This window comes from Streptomyces sp. MMBL 11-1 (assembly GCF_028622875.1).
Classification (GTDB): domain Bacteria; phylum Actinomycetota; class Actinomycetes; order Streptomycetales; family Streptomycetaceae; genus Streptomyces.
In genome coordinates, this window is record NZ_CP117709.1 from 3,882,208 (window position 1) to 3,903,424 (window position 21,217).

Consider the following 21,217-nt stretch of genomic DNA (forward strand, 5'->3'; position numbering starts at 1 on the left):
AGGTCCGGAATCCCGGATGCCGGGATCAGTTCTCGTCGGGCAGGACGACATTGAGCGCCCAGGACACGACCGAGATGATCAGTCCGCCGAGCACCGCCGTCCAGAACCCCTCGACGTGGAAGCTGAGATCGAACACGCCGGCCAGCCAGGAGGTCAGCATCAGCATCAGGGCGTTGACCACCAGGGTGATCAACCCCAGCGTCAGAATGAACAAGGGGAACGTCAGCAGCTGGACCACCGGCTTCACCAGGAAGTTCACCAGGCCGAAGATCAGCGCGACCAGGATCAGGGTGAGGGCCTTGCGGCCCGTGCTGCCGCCCTCCAGCGTGATGTTGCCGATGAGCCAGATGGCAACGGCCAGCGCCCCCGCGTTGGCGATCGTCTTGACTACGAAATTCTTCATGTGTCTGATCGTGGCAGACAGGACCGGTGGTGGACACCGGCAGCACAGGCACAGCCGACAGCGTGGGTACAAGGGGCGGGACGGACCATGAAGGCATTCAGACTGGACGAGCTGGAGGCGGAGCGGGCCGCCAACGACGGCGCCTACCTGCAGTTCGTGCGGGAGCGCAATATGTCGGTCGGCCTGTACGCCCTGGACGCGGGAGAACTCGATCCGCAACAGCCGCACCGGCAGGACGAGGTCTACTTCGTCGTCAGCGGGCGGGCGTCGATCACGGTGGGCACGGAGACGACCCAGGTCGGCAGGGGAAGCGTCGTCTACGTGCCCGCGGGCGTGGCCCACAAGTTCCACCACATCACCGAGGACCTGAGAGTGATGGTCGTCTTCTCGCCGCCCGAGAGCTGAGCCACCTCCCCCGGGGAATCCGGGTGGGGGCCGCCCCGGGGATCCCTAGGGGTTCGATCAGGGGTCTTCAAGGGCTGCCCGGCCCCCGCGGAGGGCCTGGGCGCCTTTAGCATCGAGGCAAGGACCAGGAGAGTTGAGGTAGAGGAGATGGCCGTGCGGGAGATATTCGCGGGAATGCCCTGGTGGGTGAAGTGGATCGCGGTGCCCGTCGTTGCGATCTTCGTGTTCGGCGGCCTGATCGCCAGCGTGGTCGGCTTCGTGATCAGCCTGCTCTTCAAGGCGCTGGTCTTCGTCGTCCTGGTCGGCGGGCTGATCTTCGTCGTCCGCAAGTTCATGTCGTCCTCGTCCTCACGGGGCGACTGGTAGTCGACGGAACGCGGGCCGGCGCGGGGGCCGGCCCGTTCCGTCCGGGCCCGTTCGGATCGTTCGGATCGGGCCGGCGGGACCGTCCCCATCGGGCCCGCAGAGCGAGGCACGGTCAGCTCGGGCGCGGGAGGATTAGCCCAGCAGAGCTAAGTCCCGGAGGAAACCACCCGTCTGCCGCAGGCGGCCGATACAGTGACATATCACTGCCGCCATCCGGAATGTGACCTTCCGTCACCACATCGATCGCCTGATCGGTCCTGGGTACGACAGTCCGGTCGTTGGCCTTCGATCGCCGGCGCCCGGACCGGTCCTCGCCGGTCACGGGCCGGATCTCCGGTCCTCTCCGGCGCTCGGGATCGCGGCAGGCCCGTGGGGGCGGCCCCCATGGGAGGGCCGACGGCCCGTCACCATGCCTGGGGGTGGCCCTTGACCACGGCATCGAGCACCGCTGTCCCGACGTTGATCGGTTCGGTTCAGCGGGCGTTGAGGCTGCTGGAGGCTGTGGGCACCCATCGGGACGGGGCGCCCGCCAAGCAACTGGCACGTGAGGCGGGGCTTCCGCTCCCGACCGCGTACCACTTGCTGCGCACCCTCACCCACGAGGGGTATCTGCGCCGTGAGAACGGTGTCTTCCTCTTCGGCGCTGCCGCCGAGAACCTCACCGCCGCCCCCGGGGTCAGGGGCCGCCCACGCCCCGCCTCCGTCGCCGATTCCCTCGGACACTGGCGGGACGTCATCGGAGCCCCCGTGTACTGCGCCGTCTACTGCGACGGCGAGATCGACCTCATCGCGGTCGCGGACGCTCCCGACACCCCGGCGGTGGAGGAATGGGCCTCGTTCCGGGAGACCGCCCACGCGCACGCCATCGGTCAGTGTCTGCTCGCCCAACTCGACGAGAGGGCCCGCGAGGACCACCTCGACCGGCATCCCGTGCGCCCCCTCACCCGTTACTCAGTGCGAGATCGCGCCACGCTTCTGGAACGGTTGCGCACCCTCCGACGAGGTGAACCGGTCATCGAACGCCAGGAGTACGCACTGGGGACCGTGTGCGCCGCGATTCCCGTCACGGCCGGTGCCACCATTGCGGCGATGGCCATTTCCGTACCCCTGGACCGGGAAGATCAGTTGCTGCCCGCAGTCGAACAGCTACGTGGCGAAGTCGCCAGCCTCTTGCGTTCGTTCGTGTTCTCTATCAGTATCTGAAAAATCACTCCTTGTGATCTGCTATCGCGTGCACCACGATGGCGTCAATAGGGCCATGGGGGATCATTCCTGGCCAGTTTCATCTACTGCGGGGTTGAACGATGCGCGAGTCGGTTCAAGCAGAGGTCATGATGAGCTTCCTCGTCTCCGAGGAGCTCTCGTTCCGTATTCCGGTGGAGCTCCGGTACGAGGTCGGCGATCCGTACGCCATCCGGATGACGTTCCACTTGCCCGGCGATGCCCCTGTGACCTGGGCATTCGGCCGCGAACTGCTGCTGGACGGGCTCAACAGCCCGAGCGGCGACGGAGATGTGCACATCGGTCCGACCGAGCCCGAGGGCCTCGGCGATGTGCACATCCGGCTTCAGGTCGGCGCGGACCGTGCGCTGTTCCGGGCGGGGACGGCGCCGCTGGTGGCGTTTCTCGACCGGACGGACAAGCTCGTGCCGCTCGGTCAGGAACACACGCTGGGTGACTTCGACGGGAACCTGGAGGATGCGCTGGGCCGCATCCTCGCCGAGGAGCAGAACGCGGGCTGACCGGGCGCGCACTCCGATGCCCCGTCATCCTGTCTTACGACGACGGCCCCGACCCGTCCGCGCGGGTGCGGCCGTAGCCGCCTGTTCGCCGCCGGACCCCGGACGGTCCGCGGAGACGACCAGCGCGGCGAGGACCGTGGTCACCGGCACCGAGGCGACCAGACCGATCGAGCCGACCAGCGTGCGGACGATCTCCTCGGCGACCAGCTCGCTGTTGGCCACCGTCCCCACACTGCTCTGGGCGATGGAGAAGAGCAGCAGCAGCGGCAACGCCGCGCCCGCGTACGCCAGCACCAGGGTGTTGACCACCGAGGCGATGTGGTCCCTTCCGATGCGGATACCTGCCCGGTACAGACCCTTCCAACCCATCCGCGGGTCCGCCTGGTGCAGTTCCCAGACGGCGGAGGTCTGGGTGACCGTCACATCGTCGAGCACCCCGAGCGAACCGATGATGACGCCGGCCAGCAGCAGCCCGCTCATATCGATGTCCGGGTAGAGGCCGTGGATGAGGCCGGTGTTGTCGTCGGTGTTGCCGCTCAGGCTCGCCCAGCCGATGAACAGGGAGCCCAGCAGCCCGATCAGCAGCAGCGAGATCAGTGTGCCGACGACCGCGACCGACGTACGGGCCGTCACCCCGTGGCACAGATAGAGGGCCGCCAGCATGATCGCGCTGGCCCCGATCACCGCCACGACCAGCGGGTTCGAACCCTGCAGGATCGCCGGCAGGATGAACAGGGTCAGCACGGTGAACGACACGGCCAGCGCCACCAGCGCCATCACGCCGCGCATCCTGCCCACCAGGACCACCGCCAGCGCGAAGATCCCGGCCAGGACCGCCATCGGGATCTTCCGGTCCACGTCGGTCACGGAGTACTGGAGGTCGCGCGGCGCGTCGGGGGCGTACGCCACGACCACGCCCTGACCCTCCTTGAGCTGTCGGGGCGCGTCCGGCTGGACCACCTCGACGAACTTCCGGCCGGTGTCGTCGCCGCTGGTCACCTCGATGGTGGCCTTCGCGCACTCCCCCTCCTGTTCGTTGACGGCCTCCCGGCCCGAGGGCGTGGAGGTGTCGCCGGTCGGGGGCACCTGCGCGGCGTTGACGTCCGCGCAGTCGACCTTGACCACCTGGACGACCTTGCCGTCCTGGGTCTGCCGGTCGAATCCGACGCCGGTGCGCTCGTGGTCGGGCGCGCCGCCGGGCCAGAACGCGATCAGCCCGACGACGACCGCCGTCGCGAACGGGATCAGCACGGCGGCGATGACCTTGCGCAGGTGCCGGGAGACCGGAGCGGCCGGTCCGTGGCTGTGGGTGTGGCCGTGGGTGTGGCCCTGGGGCGGCTGGGGTGCGGGGTCGCTTTGGGGGGAGGTCACGGGGCGATCATCGCAAGAACACGAGGTCCCTCTGGTCAGCTCGCCGGAAAGGACGCTAGCGTGGAGGCACCTTTGCACACGCGGGAGCTCGGAGCACCGGGCTGAGAGGGCGCTGATCGCCGTACATCCGTACGGGAGACGCTGCGCCGACCGCCGAACCTGTTACCGGGTAATGCCGGCGTAGGGAGTAGGTCTCATGACCACAGCGGACGCACGCACGCCTGCCTCGAAACAGAACGACGGAACGCCGGACGGCACGACGCCGGGCGACGGGACGCGGAACGACGAGGCCGGGAAGTCCATCGGCTGGCACAAGGGGTACGTCCAGGGCTCGCGCCCGGACCTCCGGGTGCCGGTCCGACAGGTGCACCTCACCAACGGCAAGGACGTGACGCTGTACGACACGTCGGGGCCGTACACCGATCCCTCCATCGACACCGATGTCCGGCGGGGCCTCGCGCCCCTGCGGGAGAACTGGATCATCGCCCGCGGCGACACCGAGGAGTACGCGGGCCGGCCGGCCCGCCCCGAGGACGACGGGCTCAAGCACACCTCGCCGCGCGGCGGACTGCGCAACCTCGACGCCGTCTTCCCCGGCCGCCCGCGCCAGCCGCGCCGCAGCCGCGACGGACGTCCCGTCACCCAGCTCGCGTACGCCCGACGGGGGGAGATCACCCCGGAGATGGAGTACGTGGCGATCCGGGAGAACGTGGCGGCCGAGGTCGTCCGCGAGGAGATCGCTCAGGGCCGGGCGGTGCTGCCCGCCAACGTCAACCACCCCGAGATCGAGCCGATGATCATCGGTAAGCGGTTCCTGGTGAAGGTCAACGCCAACATCGGCAACTCGGCCGTCTCCTCCTCGATCGAGGAGGAGGTGGACAAGATGACCTGGGCGACGAAGTGGGGCGCCGACACGGTCATGGACCTGTCCACCGGCCGCAACATCCACACCACCCGTGAATGGGTGCTGCGCAACTCCCCCGTGCCGATCGGCACCGTCCCGCTCTACCAGGCCCTGGAGAAGGTCGACGGCCGGGCCGAGGAGCTGACCTGGGAGATCTACAAGGACACCGTCATCGAACAGGCCGAGCAGGGCGTGGACTACATGACGGTGCACGCCGGTGTGCGCCTGCCGTACGTCCCGCTGACGGCCCGTCGCAAGACCGGCATCGTCTCGCGCGGCGGCTCGATCATGGCGGCGTGGTGTCTCGCCCACCACAAGGAGTCGTTCCTCTACGAGCACTTCGAGGAGCTCTGCGAGATCCTCGCGACGTACGACGTCACCTACTCCCTGGGGGACGGGCTGCGTCCCGGTTCGATCGCTGACGCCAACGACGAGGCCCAGTTCGCCGAGCTGCGCACGCTGGGTGAGCTGAACACGATCGCCAAGCGGTTCGGCGTCCAGACCATGATCGAGGGCCCCGGGCATGTCCCGATGCACAAGATCAAGGAGAACATCGACCTCCAGCAGGAGATCTGCGAGGAGGCGCCGTTCTACACGCTCGGCCCGCTGACCACGGACGTGGCGCCCGCCTACGACCACATCACCTCCGGCATCGGCGCCGCGATGATCGCCTGGTGGGGCACGGCGATGCTCTGCTACGTCACGCCCAAGGAGCACCTGGGGCTGCCGAACCGGGACGACGTGAAGACGGGGGTCATCACCTACAAGATCGCCGCCCACGCGGCCGACCTGGCCAAGGGGCACCCGGGTGCGCAGGAGTGGGACGACGCGCTTTCCGACGCCCGGTTCGAGTTCCGCTGGGAGGACCAGTTCAACCTGGCCCTCGACCCGGACACGGCGCGGGAGTTCCATGACGAGACGCTGCCCGCCGAACCGGCGAAGACGGCGCACTTCTGCTCGATGTGCGGGCCGAAGTTCTGCTCGATGAAGATCTCCCAGGACATCCGGCGTCAGCACGGTGGTTCGCAGGAGGAGATCGAGGAGGGCATGGCCGCGAAGTCGAAGGAGTTCGCGGCCGCCGGCAACCGGGTCTATCTGCCCATCGCGGACTGACTCGCCCCTCGCTGATCGGCCCGCTCCCGGCCGCCGGACCGTCCTCGGCGGCCGGGAGCGGGCCGTCCCCTATGGGTGACTTGTGTTGCTTCGCCGGTTCGCTGGACTTTGGTGTGATTGATCGCCTTGTTAAGCGACAGTATGGACACAGTCGTGTGGCAGCTGTATGTACGTTTGGTCCCCAGCTCACCTGCGCTTGACCCTTTCCTTATCTGTGGCTTACTTTCCGGCTTGCTTGGCTTGAATTGGTGAGCCCTCGGAACGAGGGCCGGGGAGGGAACACAGTGAACTGGTACCTGGACGTACTCAAGAACTACGCAGGCTTCAGCGGACGCGCGCGCCGCAAGGAGTACTGGATGTTCGTGCTCTTCAACTTCATCATCGCCGTGGTGCTGTCGGTCCTCGGCGCGGCGATCAGCACGCAGATCCCGTACTACCTCTACCTCGCCGCGACCATCGTTCCGTCGCTGGCGGTCATGGTGCGCCGTCTGCACGACACCGGCCGCTCGGGCTGGTGGTTCTTCATCTCGTTCATCCCGCTGGTCGGCTTCATCATCCTGCTCGTCTTCCTCGCCTCGGAGGGCAAGCCGGAGACGAACCAGCACGGTGCCAACCCGAAGCTGGCTCCGCAGGGCATGTGATCCACCGCTCCGGTCCGTCCGGAGCATCCCCCGGGCCGGGCGCGGCACTCGCCGCCCCGGCCCGCGGCGTGTCCGCGTCGAGTGCGGGGCCCGGATCTCAGTCCGGGCGGTGTTCGGGTCCGCCGAAGTCCGGGCTCGTGAAGTCGGGGCTGGTGAAGGTCGGCCGGGGGCCGGCCGCCGGGCCGCCGTCCGGACCGGAGAAGTCCGGCCTGCTGTACCCGACCTTCGGGAGGCGGTCGGGCGAACGGTGCGGGGTCCGCGCGGCGGGCCCCGCGGTGGGGTCGGCCAGGGCGTCCCGGAGGAACGGGAGAATGCCACGCTCCAGCAGGGCGTGGCGCCACGCCTCCCTGGCCCGCGCGACGTCCTCGGGTAGCTCCTGCTCCTCGGTCTCCGCAGCCAGTGACGTCGCACCGTTGCGGAGCGCGGTGACGAGCAGCCCGACGGCCGCGACCAGGATCGCCGCGGCGGCGACCGCGGCGAAGAACCATCCGGCCGCGACCATCGAGCCGCCGAAGGCCACCAACGGGCTGACCGCCTTCAGGAGGTAGCCGACGACCAGGAAGATGACGGCCGCCGCGCCGGCCAGCAGCGGGGTCAGGACCGTGATGACCGCGCCTATGCCGGCGCCCGATCCGGCCGCCGTGCTCTGCGGTCCGTCCGTGCCCGTGCCGCCGTCGGCCCCCTCCGCGGTCGCCGCGCGGCGGAGTTCGCCCCGGGCCCTCACGTAGTGCTCGTACTCGGTGGCCGCGGCCGCGGTGATCAGGGCCGTGGCGCTGAGCGCCATGGTGCGCAGCTGTTCGGTGTTGAGCCGGTCCCCGACGCCTTCCAGGTCCGGGCGTTCATGAGCGTGGCGCAGTGCGTCGCCCAGGATCCGCTCGTACTCGGGTCCGTCCTCGGCCAGCAGGTGCGGAGCGCTTGTCATCTGCATCCCCCGATGCTCCGTCGGTGCCCGGCTGCCCGCGTGGACCGGGCGATCGGGCGGAAACGGAGGAGAGCCTGCCACTGATACGCCGATGGTAGAGCGCTCACGGCACGGGGTGACAGAGTGTTTCCAGAATTGGGCCCGGTGACGGGCCCGTCGATCGGCGAGGTCGGCGCGGGCGGAACCTGAATCGCCTTCCCCGCCGACGGTCAGTCATGCAGCGGGAGTTGGACCACCAACAGCTTTCCGGCCATGGTCACTCCGCCGTCCATGGCGATGGCGAGGTCGTCCGCGTACACGTGCGGGCCGTTGATCACGGGCCCCGCGCTGTCCTCGCCGTCCTCCGTGCCGACCTCGCCCAGGAGATACGGAATGGGGCTGTGACCATGGACGACGCGCTGTCCGCCGTACGTCGTCAGCAGCTCGCGCACCGCTTGGGCGCCGCCCTCGTCGCGGAAGGCGAACCGCTTGGTGAGCTTGCGGAAGAGGTCCCAGCACTCGTCGGCGTCATTGCGCGTGAGAATGGCCGTGATCGTGTCATTGACGTCCTCGATGGTGGACCCGTAGTCGAGGTAGGCCGTCGTGTCGGAGTGCATCAGCAGATGCCCGTCCTCCTCGACGACCGCGTCGAGCCGGGACATCCACTGGAGGTGGACGTCCTGGAGGCGCTCCATGTCGGTCTTCTGGCCGCCGTTGAGGAGCCAGGCGGCCTGGAAGGTGGCGGTGCCCGCCCCGGAGTTGACGGGGGTGTCGGCGAACCGCTTGGCGCCGATCAGCAGCAGCTCGTGGTTGCCCATCAGGGCCTTGCAGTAGCCGCCGGCCGCCGCCGCCTCGGCGGAGAGCCGCATGACGAGGTCGATGACCCCGATGCCGTCCGGTCCGCGGTCGGTGAAGTCGCCGAGGAACCACAGCCGGGCGTTGCCCGCGGCCCAGCGCCCGTCGGCGTCGATGAGGCCCTGTTCGCCGAGGGCGGTGAGCAGCTCGTCCAGGTAGCCGTGGACGTCGCCGACGACGAAGAGCGGGCCTCGGCTGTCCTCGGCCGCGGGGCTCGGCTCGGGAGCGGTCCGCACCTGGACCGTGTCACCGCGGCGGATGACCGGGAGGTCCCGCTCGGTCGGTGTGTAGCCCTCCGGCTGCCCGTCGCGCACGGCGGCGTTGCCGGGGTGCGGGGGGCGGGGCGGCGCGGGAGCGTGCGGCGGTACGGAGGCGTCCGGCGCCGGAGGGTTCGGTTCCGGCGCGTGCGGCGGCACCGGTGAGGGTGGTGCCGCCCGTGCCTGCGGTGGCACGGGCGTCTGCGCGTACGGCGGAACCCGGAAGTCACGCAACGTCGCCGTCCGCACCACGGGTTCCTGACCGGCCCCCTGAGTCATCGACCCCTCCACCACCGTCGCGCCGCCGTACACCTGACGGGCCCTGCCTGGTAGAGGTGGTCCGCGGTGTCGTGCGCCCATCATAGGAATGCGGATCGACCTGTGTGACGCACCAGGGGTGGTGAATCCGGGAGCACGCGCGGTTCACCGGTCGATTGGTCCGAAAAGAGATGATCAGTCCCCGCTGGGGGAGCGTGGCGCGCTGACCGTGGTGCGCGGTGGACGTCGTTGTGAGGAGGTCCGGACGATGAGCTCCGTCGGTATGACCTGCTCCACCGGCCCGTCGTGTTCGACTCCTTCGATGGCGTCGATGAGGAGCTGGACGACGGCCGTGCCGATGCGGCGGGGCTTGAGCGAGAGCGTGGTGATGGGCGGCTCGGTCGCCGCGTACACGGTGGACTCGCTGCAGCAGACCAGCAGCAGATCCTCGGGGACCCGCAGCCCGTACCGGCGTGCCGCCGCGAGGAGATCGGTCCCATTGGGGTCGAAGAGCCCGTAGACAGCGTCGGGGCGGTCCGGGCGGGCGAGCAGCCGGTCGGCGGCGACCGCCCCCGCGCAGGGGTCGTGGGCCGGGTAGGACTCGTAGACGGGGTCCTGGCCGACCCGCTCGCACCAGTGGAGGTAGGCGGTGGTGGACAGCCGGGTGTACGTGTCGGTGGTGTTGCCGGTCAGCAGGCCGATACGGCGGGCTCCGGCGGCGGCGAGATGGTCGAGGAGGTCGAGAACGGCCGCCCGGTGGTCGTTGTCGACCCAGGCGGTGACGGGGAGCGTCCCCGCCGGGCGGCCGTCCGAGACGACGGGCAGTCCCTGGCGGACGAGTTCGGTGACGACCGGGTCCTGGTCGGAGGGGTCGATGACGACGGTCCCGTCGAGCGCGACGTTCGACCAGACGTCGTGCCGGGAGGTGGCGGGGAGGATGACGAGGGCGTAGCCGCGGGCGAGCGCCGCGGAGGTCGCGGCTCTCGCCATCTCCGCGAAGTACGCGAATTCGGTGAAGGTGAAAGGTTCATTCCCGTACGTGGTCACGGTCAGGCCGATCAGGCCGGACTTGCCCGTACGGAGGGTTCGGGCCGCGGCGGACGGGCGGTAGCCCAGGCGCTCGGCGACCTCGCGGACATGGCTGCGGGTGGCGTCCGGGAGCCTGCCCTTGCCGTTGAGCGCGTCGGAGACGGTCGTGATCGAGACTCCGGCCGCGGCGGCCACATCACGGATCCCCGCCCGTCCTGGCCGGCCGCTGCGCCGGGGGGTCTCCGTCCGGCTCACCTGGTGCTTCCCTGCTGCTGTCATGGCGAGCCGATAGTAGGGCTCCGAGGGGTGGTCGGTCCGGTCGCATATGCACACGTTGACAGGCACGTTTCTGCAAGGTCACTACCCCTCAGAATCCTTATAAAGCAAGGGAGTTGATCGGTTCTGCTTATGTGTTTCAGGTACTGAAGGGCGACAGCCTGCTGAATGTGTGATGTCTCGAAGAGGTCTCAACTCACCACTTCGGGGGACGCGCGCCACGGCGCGAGCCACCGGCGCGCGCCGGATCGGGAAACACTCCCCCTGGGAGAGGCCGCGGACGGGCTCCGGGCGGGGCCCATTCCCGGGCACTGCGGTCGATTTCCCGCTCGGGCCATTCGCAGCGGGGCCCAATCCTCATAGGGTGTGCAGTATTGCTGTGAACGGACGGTCGAGGAGGACCTGCGGTGAGCGAGACGAGCCCCAAGTTGCGCGCCGAGCTGGACGGCGTTCCCGCCTATGTGCCGGGGAAGCCGGCGGCGGCCGGCGGACCGGTCGCGTACAAGCTGTCCTCCAACGAGAATCCCTATCCGCCGCTGCCGGGGGTCCTGGAGTCGGCGCTCGCCGCCGCGGGGAACTTCAACCGCTACCCGGACATGGCGTGCACCGGCCTGATGAACGAGCTGGCCGACCGTTTCGGTGTGCCCCTGGCGCATCTCGCCACCGGCACCGGGTCGGTCGGGGTGGCCCAGCAGCTGCTCCAGGCCACCTCCGGGCCCGGCGACGAGGTCATCTACGCCTGGCGGTCCTTCGAGGCGTACCCGATCATCACCCAGGTCAGCGGCGCGACCTCGGTGAAGGTCCCGCTGACCGACGGTGAGGTGCACGACCTCGACGCGATGGCGGACGCGATCACCGACCGCACCCGGCTGATCTTCGTCTGCAATCCCAACAACCCCACCGGCACGGTGGTGCGCCGGGCCGAGCTGGAACGGTTCCTGGACCGGGTGCCGAACGATGTGCTGGTGGTGCTCGACGAGGCGTACAGGGAGTTCATCCGCGACGCCGAGGTGCCGGACGGCATCGAGATCTACCGGGACCGGCCCAATGTGGCGGTGCTGCGGACCTTCTCCAAGGCGTACGGTCTGGCCGGGCTGCGGGTCGGCTTCGCGGTGGCCCACGAGCCGGTGGCCGCGGCGCTGCGCAAGACGGCCGTCCCCTTCGGGGTGAGCCAGCTCGCCCAGGACGCGGCGGTGGCCTCGCTCCGCGCGGAGGACGAGCTGCTGGGCCGGGTGGGCTCGCTGGTCGCCGAGCGCGCCCGGGTGAGCGCGGAGCTGGTGCGTCAGGGCTGGACGGTGCCGGAGTCGCACGCGAACTTCGTCTGGCTGCGGCTCGGCGAGCGCACCCTCGACTTCGCGCGGGCCTGTGAGCGGGCCGGTGTGGTCGTGCGGCCGTTCGCGGGCGAGGGGGTGCGGGTCTCCATCGGCGAGGACGAGGGCAACGACCTGTTCCTGAAGGCGGCGGAGGCGTTCCGCGCGGAGCTGTAGAACCCGCGCGCGCCTGTACGGCCGGGTGGCCCCGGACCTCGAACGTGAGGTCCGGGGCCCTTTGCATGGGTGGCGAGGGCCGGTTCCGGGGGTGGGGGCCGAAAAGGGGTACCCCCGACGAACGGCCCGAAAGCGTGTGCGCCATAATTGCTTGTGAATGTGAACGCGTTCACAAGCTCGCCTGCTTTCTCCCGTAATCGGGGGATCAAAGGGGCGTAGTGCCGGTATGACCACGGCGATGTAAGGAGACTGACGACGTGGACCTCGCTCTGGCGCCGGAGACCCTGGCGCGATGGCAGTTCGGCATCACCACCGTCTACCACTTCCTCTTCGTCCCCCTGACGATCTCGCTCGCCGCGCTCACCGCCGGCCTGCAGACCGCCTGGGTGCGGACGGAGAACGAGAAGTACCTCAGAGCGACGAAGTTCTGGGGCAAGCTGTTCCTGATCAACATCGCCATGGGCGTCGTCACGGGCATCGTCCAGGAGTTCCAGTTCGGCATGAACTGGTCCGACTACTCGCGCTTCGTCGGTGACGTCTTCGGTGCTCCGCTCGCCTTCGAGGCGCTGATCGCCTTCTTCTTCGAGTCCACCTTCATCGGCCTGTGGATCTTCGGCTGGGACAAGCTGCCGAAGAAGATCCACCTCGCCTGCATGTGGATGGTCTCGATCGGCACGATCCTCTCCGCGTACTTCATCCTGGCGGCCAACTCCTGGATGCAGCACCCGGTCGGCTACCGGATCAACGAGGAGCGCGGCCGCGCCGAGCTGACCGACTTCTGGCAGGTGCTCACCCAGGACACCGCGGTCACCCAGTTCTTCCACACCATCACGGCAGCCTTCCTGGTCGGCGGGGCCTTCATGGTCGGCATCGCCGCGTTCCACCTGGCACGCAAGAAGCACATCCCGGTGATGCGGACCTCGCTGCGCCTGGGGCTGATCACCGTCGTGGTCGCCGGCCTGCTCACCGCCGTCAGCGGCGACAGCCTGGCCAAGGTCATGTTCCGGCAGCAGCCGATGAAGATGGCCGCCGCCGAGGCCCTGTGGGACGGCCAGGAGCGGGCGCCGTTCTCGCTCTTCGCGTACGGGGACGTCAGCAAGGGCCACAACTCGGTCGAGATCTCGGTCCCCGGGGTGCTCTCCTTCCTCGCCAACAACGACCCGAACTCCTACGTCCCCGGCATCAACGACATCAACAAGAGCCTGGAGGAGAAGTACGGGCCCGGCGACTACCGCCCCAACATCCCGGTCGCGTTCTGGAGCTTCCGGTGGATGATCGGCTTCGGTATGGCCTCCTTCGGCCTCGGCCTCCTGGGTCTCTGGCTGACCCGGAGGAAGTTCCTGCTGCCACCGGCGCTGCGGACCGGTGAGGACGAGGTCCCGCATCTGGTCCTCTTCAAGAACAAGGCGCTGAGCCCGAGGCTCACCAAGCTCTACTGGGTCGTCGCGCTCTGGACGCTGCTCTTCCCGCTGATCGCCAACTCCTGGGGCTGGATCTTCACCGAGATGGGCCGCCAGCCGTGGGTCGTCTACGGAGTGCTCCAGACCCGCGCGGGGGTCTCCCCCGGCGTCTCGCAGGGCGAGGTGATCACCTCGATGGTCGTCTTCACCCTGCTGTACGCGGTGCTCGCCGTGATCGAGGTGAAGCTGCTCGTGAAGTACATCAAGGCCGGGCCGCCGGAACTCACCGAGAACGACCTGAACCCGCCCACGAAGATCGGCGGGCACGACGAAGAAGACGCCGACCGGCCCATGGCCTTCTCGTACTGAGCACAGGAGCTGAGAGATGGAACTCCACGACGTCTGGTTCGTGCTCATCGCCGTCCTCTGGACCGGCTACTTCTTCCTGGAGGGATTCGACTTCGGCATCGGGGTCCTCACCAGACTGCTGGCCCGCGACCGCAAGGAGCGGCGGGTCCTGATCAACACCATCGGGCCCGTCTGGGACGGCAACGAGGTCTGGCTGCTCAGCGCCGGCGGGGCGACCTTCGCCGCCTTCCCCGAGTGGTACGCCACGCTCTTCTCCGGCTTCTACCTGCCGCTGCTGATCATCCTGTTCTGCCTGATCGTGCGCGGTGTCGCCTTCGAGTACCGCGCCAAGCGGCCCGAGGAGCGGTGGCAGACGAACTGGGAGACCGCGATCTTCTGGACCTCCCTGATCCCCGCGGTGCTGTGGGGCGTGGCGTTCGGGAACATCGTGCGAGGCGTGAGGATCGACGCCGACATGGAGTACGTCGGCAATTTCTGGGACCTCCTCAACCCGTACGCGATCCTCGGCGGCCTCGTCACGCTCACCCTCTTCACCTTCCACGGGGCGGTGTTCGCCGGCCTCAAGACGGCGGGCGACATCCGGGTCCGGGCCCGCGCACTGGCGCTGAAGCTGGGGCCGGTCACCGCGGTGCTCGCAGGGGGCTTCCTGGTCTGGACGCAGGCGGACAACGGGGACGCCTGGAGCCTGGGAGCCCTGGTCGTGGCGGTGGTGGCACTCCTGGCCGCGATCGGGGCCATCGCCAAGGGCCGCGAGGGCTGGTCGTTCGCGTTCTCGGGCGTGACGATCGCGGCGGCGGTCGCGATGCTCTTCCTGACGCTCTTCCCGAACGTCATGCCGTCCTCGCTGAACGACGCCTGGAACCTCACGGTCACCAACGCCTCGTCCAGCCCGTACACGCTCAAGATCATGACCTGGTGCGCGGGCATCGCCACGCCCGTCGTGCTGCTCTACCAGGGCTGGACCTACTGGGTCTTCCGCAAGCGCATCGGCACCCAGCACATCGCCGACGCGCACTGAGCCCGGTGGGCTGCCGCGGGCCCCGCGAGGTCCGCGGCAGCTGACCGTCCCGCAGAGTCCACCGACCCCGCCGAGGGGATGTTTCACGTGAAACCGATCGATCCGCGTCTGCTCCACTACGCACGGGCCACCCGCCTCTTCCTGGCGGCCGTGGTGGCCCTCGGCCTGGTCGGCGCTCTGTTGGTGATCGCCCAGGCGATGCTCATCGCCGAGATCGTGGTGGGCGGTTTCGAGGGCGGACTCACGGTCACCGCGCTGCGCACCCCCCTTCTGCTGCTCGCCGCGGTCGCCCTCGGGCGAGCCCTCGTCGCCTGGCTCACCGAGCTGGCGGCCCACCGTGCCAGCGCTGCCGTCAAGTCCGAGCTGCGCGGCCGGCTCCTGGAGCGGGCCGCGCGGCTGGGCCCCGACTGGCTGAGCGGGCAGCGCACCGGTTCGCTCGTCGCCCTGGCGACCCGGGGCATCGACGCGCTCGACGACTACTTCGCCCGCTATCTCCCTCAGCTCGGACTCGCGGTCGTGGTGCCCGTGGCGGTGCTCGCCCGGATCGTCACCGAGGACTGGGTGTCGGCGGCGATCATCGTCGTCACGCTGCCGCTCATCCCGCTCTTCATGATCCTGATCGGCTGGGCGACCCAGACCCGGATGGACCGTCAGTGGCACCTGCTGTCCCGGCTCTCCGGGCACTTCCTGGACGTCGTCGCCGGGCTGCCGACCCTGAAGGTCTTCGGACGGGCCAAAGCCCAGGCCGAATCGATCCGCACGATCACCTCCGACTACCGCCGGGCCACCCTGCGCACCCTGCGGATCGCCTTCCTGTCCTCGTTCGCACTGGAGCTGCTGGCGACCCTGTCGGTGGCCCTCGTCGCCGTCACGATCGGCATGCGGCTCGTCCACGGCGAACTCGACCTCTACACCGGTCTGGTGGTCCTGATCCTGGCCCCGGAGGCGTATCTGCCGATCCGCCAGGTCGGAGCGCAGTACCACGCGGCGGCCGAGGGGCTCTCGGCGGCCGAGGAGATCTTCGCGGTCCTGGAGACCGAACCCCGGGCCTCGGGCGCCGAGGACGTCCCGGACACGCTGCGCCTGGAACTGGCGGGCGTGACCGTGCGCCACGAGGGCCGCACCGAACCCTCGGTGGACGCCGCGTCGCTCACCGTGGAGCCGGGGGAGACCGTCGCCCTGGTCGGCCCGAGCGGGGTCGGCAAGTCCACCCTGCTGAACGTGCTCCTCGGGTTCGCCGTACCCGACGAGGGGCACGTCCGGGTCGGGGGCCGGGACCTCGCGGACCTGGACCTCGAACGCTGGCGGAGCCGTATCGCCTGGGTCCCCCAGCGCCCCCACCTCTTCGCGGGCACGATCGCCGAGAACGTACGCCTCGCCCGGCCCGACGCCGACGACGAGGCGGTCCTCGCGGCGCTGCGGGAGGCGGGCGCGTACGACTTCGTCGCGGCGCTGCCCGACGGGACGCGGACGGCGCTGGGCGAGGACGGCGCCGGGCTCTCCGCGGGCCAGCGTCAGCGGCTCGCCCTCGCCCGGGCGTTCCTCGCCGACCGGCCGCTCCTGCTGCTGGACGAGCCGACCGCGAGCCTGGACGGCGAGAGCGAGGCGGGCATCGTCGACGCCGTACGGAGGCTGGCCGCCGGGCGGACCGTGCTGCTGGTCGTCCACCGCCCGGCCCTGCTGGCGGTCGCCGACCGCGTGGTGACGCTGGAGCCGCGTACGGGGGGCCCCGCGGAGCCGTACGCGAAGGCGCTCGCGAGCGCCGCCGCTCCGGGGCCCGCGGTACCCGAGCCCCTTGCCGGCGGTGAACTCCTGGACACCCGCCGGGCGGACGCCGCCGACCCCCTCGGGACGACGGGCAGCCGCTCCGGACGGGTGCTCGCGCGGGTCCGCGAGTCCGCCGGGGCGCAGCGCGGACGACTGACCCTGGCCCTGCTGCTCGGCAGCCTGGCGGTCGGGTCGGCCGTGGGGCTCATGGCGGTCTCCGGCTGGCTGATCTCCCGCGCCTCCGAAGAGCCGCCGGTCATGTACTTGATGATGGCGGTCACCGCGACCCGCGCCTTCGGGATCGGCCGGGCGGTCTTCCGCTACGCCGAGCGGCTCGTCTCGCACGACGCCGTCCTGAAGCTCCTCGCCGACCTGCGGGTCTCCGTCTACCGGGGACTCGAACGCATCGCCCCCGGGGGCCTGCGCACCACCAGGCGCGGGGATCTGCTGTCCCGGCTCGTCGCCGATGTGGACGCGCTCCAGGACTACTGGCTGCGCTGGCTGCTGCCCGTCGGCACCGCCGTCGTGGTGGGGACCGCGGCCGCCGGGTTCACCGGATGGCTGCTCCCGGAGGCGGGCGTGGTCCTGGCCCTCGGACTGCTGATCGCCGGGATCGGCGTCCCGCTCGTCAGCGGCGCCTGCGCCCGCCGCACGGAACGTCAGCTCGCTCCCGCCCGCGCCGCTCTGGCCACCCGGGTCACCGACCTCCTCGGTGGCACCGCAGAACTGACCGTCGCGGGCGCGCTGCCCGCCCGGCAGACGCGGCTGCGCGCGGCCGACACGCTGCTGACCCGGATCGCCTCGCGCGCCGCCGCCGCGACGGCGCTGGGTGGCGGGCTGTCCGCCCTGGTCTGCGGCCTCACCGTGGTGGCCGCCGCGACCGTCGCCGTCCCGGCCGTGCAGGACGGCCGGCTGTCCGGCGTCGCGCTCGCCGTGGTGGTGCTGACCCCGCTCGCCGCCTTCGAGGCCGTCGCCGGGCTGCCGCTCGCCGTGCAGTACCGGCAGCGCGTCGCCCGGAGCGCCGAGCGGGTGTTCGAGGTGCTGGACGCCCCCGTGCCCGTACGGGAGCCCGAGGACCCCGCCGAGGAGCCCGCGTCGCCCTTCCCGCTGGAGGTACGGGGGCTGAGCGCCCGCTACCCGGGGGCCCGGCACGACGCGCTGGCCTCGCTCGACCTGACGCTGACGCGAGGGCGGCGCATCGCGGTCGTGGGCCCCTCCGGCTCGGGCAAGACGACGCTCGCCCAGGTCCTGCTGCGTTTCCTGGACGCCTCGTCGGGGACGTACCGGCTGGGCGGCGTCGATGCGTCCGCGCTGGAATCGGAGACGGTCCGGCGCTGGGTCGGGCTGTGCGCCCAGGACGCGCACGTCTTCGACAGCACGATCCGCGAGAACCTGCGCCTGGCCCGGCCCGGCGCGACCGACGCCGAACTGCGCGACGCGCTCTCCCGGGCCCGGCTCCTGGACTGGGTGCTGGCCCTGCCGGAGGATCTCGACACCCCGGTGGGCGAGCACGGCGCGCGGCTCTCCGGCGGTCAGCGCCAGCGCCTCGCCCTGGCCCGCGCGCTGCTCGCGGACTTCCCCGTGCTCGTTCTGGACGAGCCGGCCGAGCACCTCGACCTCCCGACCGCCGACGCCCTCACCGCCGACCTGCTGGACGCGACCCGGGGACGTGCGACGGTACTGATCACCCACCGGCTGACCGGCCTCGACACGGTCGACGAGGTACTGGTGCTGGACGCGGGCAGCGTCGTACAGCGCGGCCCGTACGCCGAACTCGCCGCCGAGGACGGGCCGCTGCGACGCATGCTGGAGCGCGAGCGGGAGGCGGTCGGGGCGGGGGTCCGGTAGCGGCGGCACCGGGCCGGGCCCGGACGGCCGGTGCCTTCTGCGCCCGTCGAGTACATTCTCGACTTTCGCCCTCTATCGGTACTAACTAGGCTCAGGCCATGGCAGAGCCCGACCCGCAGGACTCCCTGGACGCCGCCACCCGGGCCACCCGCAGCCTCCAGGGTCTGTCCACCGAGCTGACCGCGCGGGTGCCGCAGCTCCTGGAGGCGATGCGTTCCGTCGGCGCCGGGCTGGAACTGCACTCCACCCTGGACCGGATCTGCGAGACGGCGGCCGAGCTGGCCCACGCCCGGTACGCCGCCATCGGCGTCGTCGACGAGCTGGGCGAGGGCCTGTCGGACTTCGTCACGTACGGCGTCCCGCAGGAGGTGGCCGAGGCGATCGGGCGGCGCCCCGACGGACACCGGGGTCTGCTCGGCGCGCTCATCCACGACCCCGCCCCGGTCCGGCTGGCCGACCTGTCCACCGATCCGCGGTCCGCGGGTTTCCCGCCGGAGCACCCCCGGATGCGGACCTTCCTGGGGGTGCCCATCCGGGTCCAGGGGGAGATCTTCGGCAACCTCTACCTCACCGAGAAGCGCCACGGCGCGGAGTTCAGCGACTACGACCTCCACATGGTCCGGGTGCTCGCCACGGAGGCCGGGATCGCCATCGGCAACGCCCGGTTGTACGAGGCGGCGCGGCAGCGGGAGCACTGGATCGACGGTTCGGTCGCGGTCACCACGGCGCTCCTGTCGGGCGGGGACGCCGACGAGGCGCTGTCCGTGGTCGCCGAACACGCCCGCCGGCTCGCCGACTCCGCCGCCGGGATCGTGCTGCTGCCCGCCGAGGAGGGCGGTCTGGAGATCGTCGCCGTGTCGTCCGACGACCCGGCGTCCTCGCTCGGCGTGATCATCCCGCCCCGGAGCACGGTGGTGACGAAGCTCCTGGCGGGCGAGGCGGTGTTCATCGACGACTCGGCCACCGACAACCGGATGGTCACCAGGCTGGCCGGCCGGTTCGGCCCCAGCATGATGCTGCCGCTCCACAGCGGCGGCCGGGTGCTCGGTGCGCTGGCCACCCCCCGGTCGCGGGGCGCGCGCCCGTTCACGGAGACCGAGCGGACGCTCGCCACGCAGTTCGCCTCCCAGGCGGCGCTCGCGCTGATGATGGCCGAGGCGCAGCGGGACCGGGAGCGTCTCGCGGTGTACGAGGACCGCGACCGGATCGCCCGCGACCTCCACGATCTGGTCATCCAGCGGCTGTTCGCCACCGGGATGATGCTGGAGAGCGCCCAGCGAGGGTCGGTGGTGCCCGAGGTGCGGACGGGGGTCGGGCGGGCTGTCGACGAGCTGGACGTGACGATCCAGGAGATCCGTACGGCCATCTTCGCGCTCCAGCAGGAACCTGCCGAAGTCCCGTCGGGGCTGCGCACCCGGGTGCTGCGGGAGATCAACATGGCGGCCGTCCCGCTCGGCTTCAAGCCCTCGCACCGCTTCCAGGGTCCGGTGGACTCGCTCGTCGGCGAACTGACCGGCAAGAACCTGGTCGCCGCGTTGCGCGAGGCCCTCTCCAACGCGTTCCGGCACGCGGGGGCGTCGCTGATCGATGTGGTCGTCGACGCGACGGTGGCCCTGCCGGACGGGCGGGGAGCGGTGCGGCTCTCGGTCGCCGACGACGGGGTGGGCATCCCGGAGGGCGGCCGCCGCAGCGGACTGCGCAACCTGGCCCGCCGGGCCGAGTCCCTGGGCGGTTCGAGCCGGATCGAACCGGGGATCGGGGAGGGCGGCGGCGGTACGACGGTGGTGTGGGAGGCGCCGCTGTGAGGGGCGGCCCGACGGGGCCCCGCCGGGCGGGTGGGGCCGGGCGCGCCGGGTTGTGCCGGGCGGGTCGGGCCCACGGTCCGGTGTGCTGGTGTGCTGGTGTGCTGGTGTGACGAAAGGTTTCAGCGGGTCTCTGCGCGAGCGGCGAGGATACGCTCGATGACGAGGGCCACCCCGTCCTCCTCGTTGGTCGTGGTCCGGCCCGAGGCGGCGGCCAGCGCGTCCGGGTGGGCGTTGCCCATCGCGAAGGAGGCGCCGGCCCAGCTGAGCATCTCGATATCGTTGGGCATGTCGCCGAAGGCGACCACCTCGGCGGGCGAGATACCGCGCTCGGCACAACAGGCGGCGAGCGTGGTGGCCTTGGAGACGCCGAGCCCGCTCACCTCCAGGAGCGCGGAGGGGCTGGAACGGGTGAAGGCGGCCCGGTCGCCGGCCGCCGTACGGGCCAGCGTGAGAAAGGCGTCGGGCGCCAGCTCGGTGTGGTGGGCCAGCAGCTTGAGCACGGGCGCGCCGGTGCCAGGGGCGTCCTCGTGCAGCAGTTTCTCGGCGACCGCCACCGTGGCGCCCGGGTCCAGGTGGAAGGGCGGGTAGGCCGGTTCGTAGTTGATGCCGGTGGTCATCTCGACGGCGAAGGAGGTGCCGGGGGCCGCCTCGCGCAGGGCGCCCACGACGTGCAGGGCGGCCGCGCGCTCCAGCGGCCGTACGGAGAGCAGCTCGCCGTCCGTCCGCAGGTCGGTGACCACGGCGCCGTTGGCGCAGATCGCCGTACCGTGGCTCTGGACGTGGTCCCGCACGACGTCCATCCAGCGGGCCGGCCTGCCGGTGACGAAGAAGACCTCGATCCCGGCCTCCTCGGCGGCCGCGAGGGCCGCGACCGTGCGCGCGGACAGCGTCTTGTCGTCGCGCAGCAGGGTGCCGTCGAGGTCGGTGGCGATCAGCCGGGTCACGGCGGGAAGAGGCGTATCGGTCACTGAGGTCACCGGGCCATTCTCGCCCACAAGGGTG

General features: G+C 70.5%; 17 protein-coding genes. 11 read left to right on the plus strand and 6 right to left on the minus strand.

The genetic code is table 11. The annotated features are described in order from the left end of the window. Window positions 1-25: 25 nt before the first annotated feature. On the minus strand, window positions 26-403 hold the full coding sequence (locus PSQ21_RS16825) for a phage holin family protein (protein WP_007453829.1): 378 nt from the start codon (window positions 401-403) through the stop codon (window positions 26-28). Between the two features lie 87 nt (window positions 404-490). On the opposite strand from PSQ21_RS16825, the gene PSQ21_RS16830 reads away from it, so the two are divergent. The 4 genes from PSQ21_RS16830 to PSQ21_RS16845 all read left to right on the plus strand — a co-directional run bounded on the left by PSQ21_RS16830 (window position 491) and on the right by PSQ21_RS16845 (window position 2,916). Beyond that, the gene (locus PSQ21_RS16830; protein WP_274031338.1) at window positions 491-808 is read left to right on the plus strand and encodes a cupin domain-containing protein; all 318 of its coding nucleotides are present in this window, start codon (window positions 491-493) and stop codon (window positions 806-808) included. A 153-nt stretch (window positions 809-961) separates the two neighbouring features. Further along, complete coding sequence (locus PSQ21_RS16835; protein ID WP_097865633.1) at window positions 962-1,174, plus strand: DUF5326 family protein; 213 nt, start codon at window positions 962-964, stop codon at window positions 1,172-1,174. 426 nt (window positions 1,175-1,600) lie between these two features. Next, window positions 1,601-2,377: an IclR family transcriptional regulator gene (locus tag PSQ21_RS16840; RefSeq protein WP_274031339.1), complete on the plus strand. Its 777-nt coding sequence runs from the start codon at window positions 1,601-1,603 to the stop codon at window positions 2,375-2,377. A gap of 101 nt (window positions 2,378-2,478) precedes the next feature. Beyond that, complete coding sequence (locus PSQ21_RS16845; RefSeq protein WP_024263706.1) at window positions 2,479-2,916, plus strand: SsgA family sporulation/cell division regulator; 438 nt, start codon at window positions 2,479-2,481, stop codon at window positions 2,914-2,916. 24 nt (window positions 2,917-2,940) lie between these two features. Here the strand turns inward: PSQ21_RS16845 and PSQ21_RS16850 are convergent, their stop codons facing one another. After that, window positions 2,941-4,287 carry a YibE/F family protein gene (locus PSQ21_RS16850; RefSeq protein ID WP_274031340.1) on the minus strand — a complete coding sequence of 449 codons (1,347 nt, stop codon included), beginning with the start codon at window positions 4,285-4,287 and terminating at the stop codon, window positions 2,941-2,943. A 196-nt stretch (window positions 4,288-4,483) separates the two neighbouring features. On the opposite strand from PSQ21_RS16850, the gene thiC reads away from it, so the two are divergent. Further along, the gene (gene thiC / locus PSQ21_RS16855; RefSeq protein WP_097865565.1) at window positions 4,484-6,304 is read left to right on the plus strand and encodes a phosphomethylpyrimidine synthase ThiC; all 1,821 of its coding nucleotides are present in this window, start codon (window positions 4,484-4,486) and stop codon (window positions 6,302-6,304) included. Window positions 6,305-6,588: 284 nt separating this feature from the next. Next, window positions 6,589-6,945 (plus strand): DUF805 domain-containing protein, encoded by a 357-nt coding sequence (locus tag PSQ21_RS16860; RefSeq protein WP_274031341.1) that lies wholly within the window; start codon window positions 6,589-6,591, stop codon window positions 6,943-6,945. A 97-nt stretch (window positions 6,946-7,042) separates the two neighbouring features. Here the strand turns inward: PSQ21_RS16860 and PSQ21_RS16865 are convergent, their stop codons facing one another. The 3 genes from PSQ21_RS16865 to PSQ21_RS16875 form a co-directional block, all read right to left on the minus strand. Next, window positions 7,043-7,873 carry a hypothetical protein gene (locus PSQ21_RS16865; protein WP_274031342.1) on the minus strand — a complete coding sequence of 277 codons (831 nt, stop codon included), beginning with the start codon at window positions 7,871-7,873 and terminating at the stop codon, window positions 7,043-7,045. A 203-nt stretch (window positions 7,874-8,076) separates the two neighbouring features. Continuing rightward, on the minus strand, window positions 8,077-9,237 hold the full coding sequence (locus PSQ21_RS16870) for a metallophosphoesterase (RefSeq protein WP_274031343.1): 1,161 nt from the start codon (window positions 9,235-9,237) through the stop codon (window positions 8,077-8,079). A 174-nt stretch (window positions 9,238-9,411) separates the two neighbouring features. Further along, window positions 9,412-10,524: a LacI family DNA-binding transcriptional regulator gene (locus tag PSQ21_RS16875; RefSeq protein WP_097865632.1), complete on the minus strand. Its 1,113-nt coding sequence runs from the start codon at window positions 10,522-10,524 to the stop codon at window positions 9,412-9,414. A gap of 404 nt (window positions 10,525-10,928) precedes the next feature. On the opposite strand from PSQ21_RS16875, the gene hisC reads away from it, so the two are divergent. The 5 genes from hisC (at window position 10,929) to PSQ21_RS16900 (ending at window position 20,215) form a co-directional block, all read left to right on the plus strand. Beyond that, window positions 10,929-12,008 (plus strand): histidinol-phosphate transaminase, encoded by a 1,080-nt coding sequence (gene hisC / locus PSQ21_RS16880; protein ID WP_274031344.1) that lies wholly within the window; start codon window positions 10,929-10,931, stop codon window positions 12,006-12,008. Window positions 12,009-12,265: 257 nt separating this feature from the next. After that, a complete protein-coding gene (locus PSQ21_RS16885; RefSeq protein ID WP_274031345.1) occupies window positions 12,266-13,777 on the plus strand; it encodes a cytochrome ubiquinol oxidase subunit I in 1,512 nt (503 codons plus the stop codon). Between the two features lie 16 nt (window positions 13,778-13,793). Then, window positions 13,794-14,795: a cytochrome d ubiquinol oxidase subunit II gene (cydB, locus tag PSQ21_RS16890; RefSeq protein ID WP_274031347.1), complete on the plus strand. Its 1,002-nt coding sequence runs from the start codon at window positions 13,794-13,796 to the stop codon at window positions 14,793-14,795. A gap of 87 nt (window positions 14,796-14,882) precedes the next feature. After that, complete coding sequence (cydD, locus tag PSQ21_RS16895; RefSeq protein WP_274031348.1) at window positions 14,883-18,410, plus strand: thiol reductant ABC exporter subunit CydD; 3,528 nt, start codon at window positions 14,883-14,885, stop codon at window positions 18,408-18,410. 98 nt (window positions 18,411-18,508) lie between these two features. Beyond that, window positions 18,509-20,215 (plus strand): sensor histidine kinase, encoded by a 1,707-nt coding sequence (locus PSQ21_RS16900; protein WP_274031350.1) that lies wholly within the window; start codon window positions 18,509-18,511, stop codon window positions 20,213-20,215. Window positions 20,216-20,334: 119 nt separating this feature from the next. On the opposite strand, the gene PSQ21_RS16905 is transcribed toward PSQ21_RS16900, so the two are convergent. Beyond that, complete coding sequence (locus PSQ21_RS16905) at window positions 20,335-21,192, minus strand: HAD family hydrolase (protein WP_274031351.1); 858 nt, start codon at window positions 21,190-21,192, stop codon at window positions 20,335-20,337. Window positions 21,193-21,217: the final 25 nt, after the last annotated feature.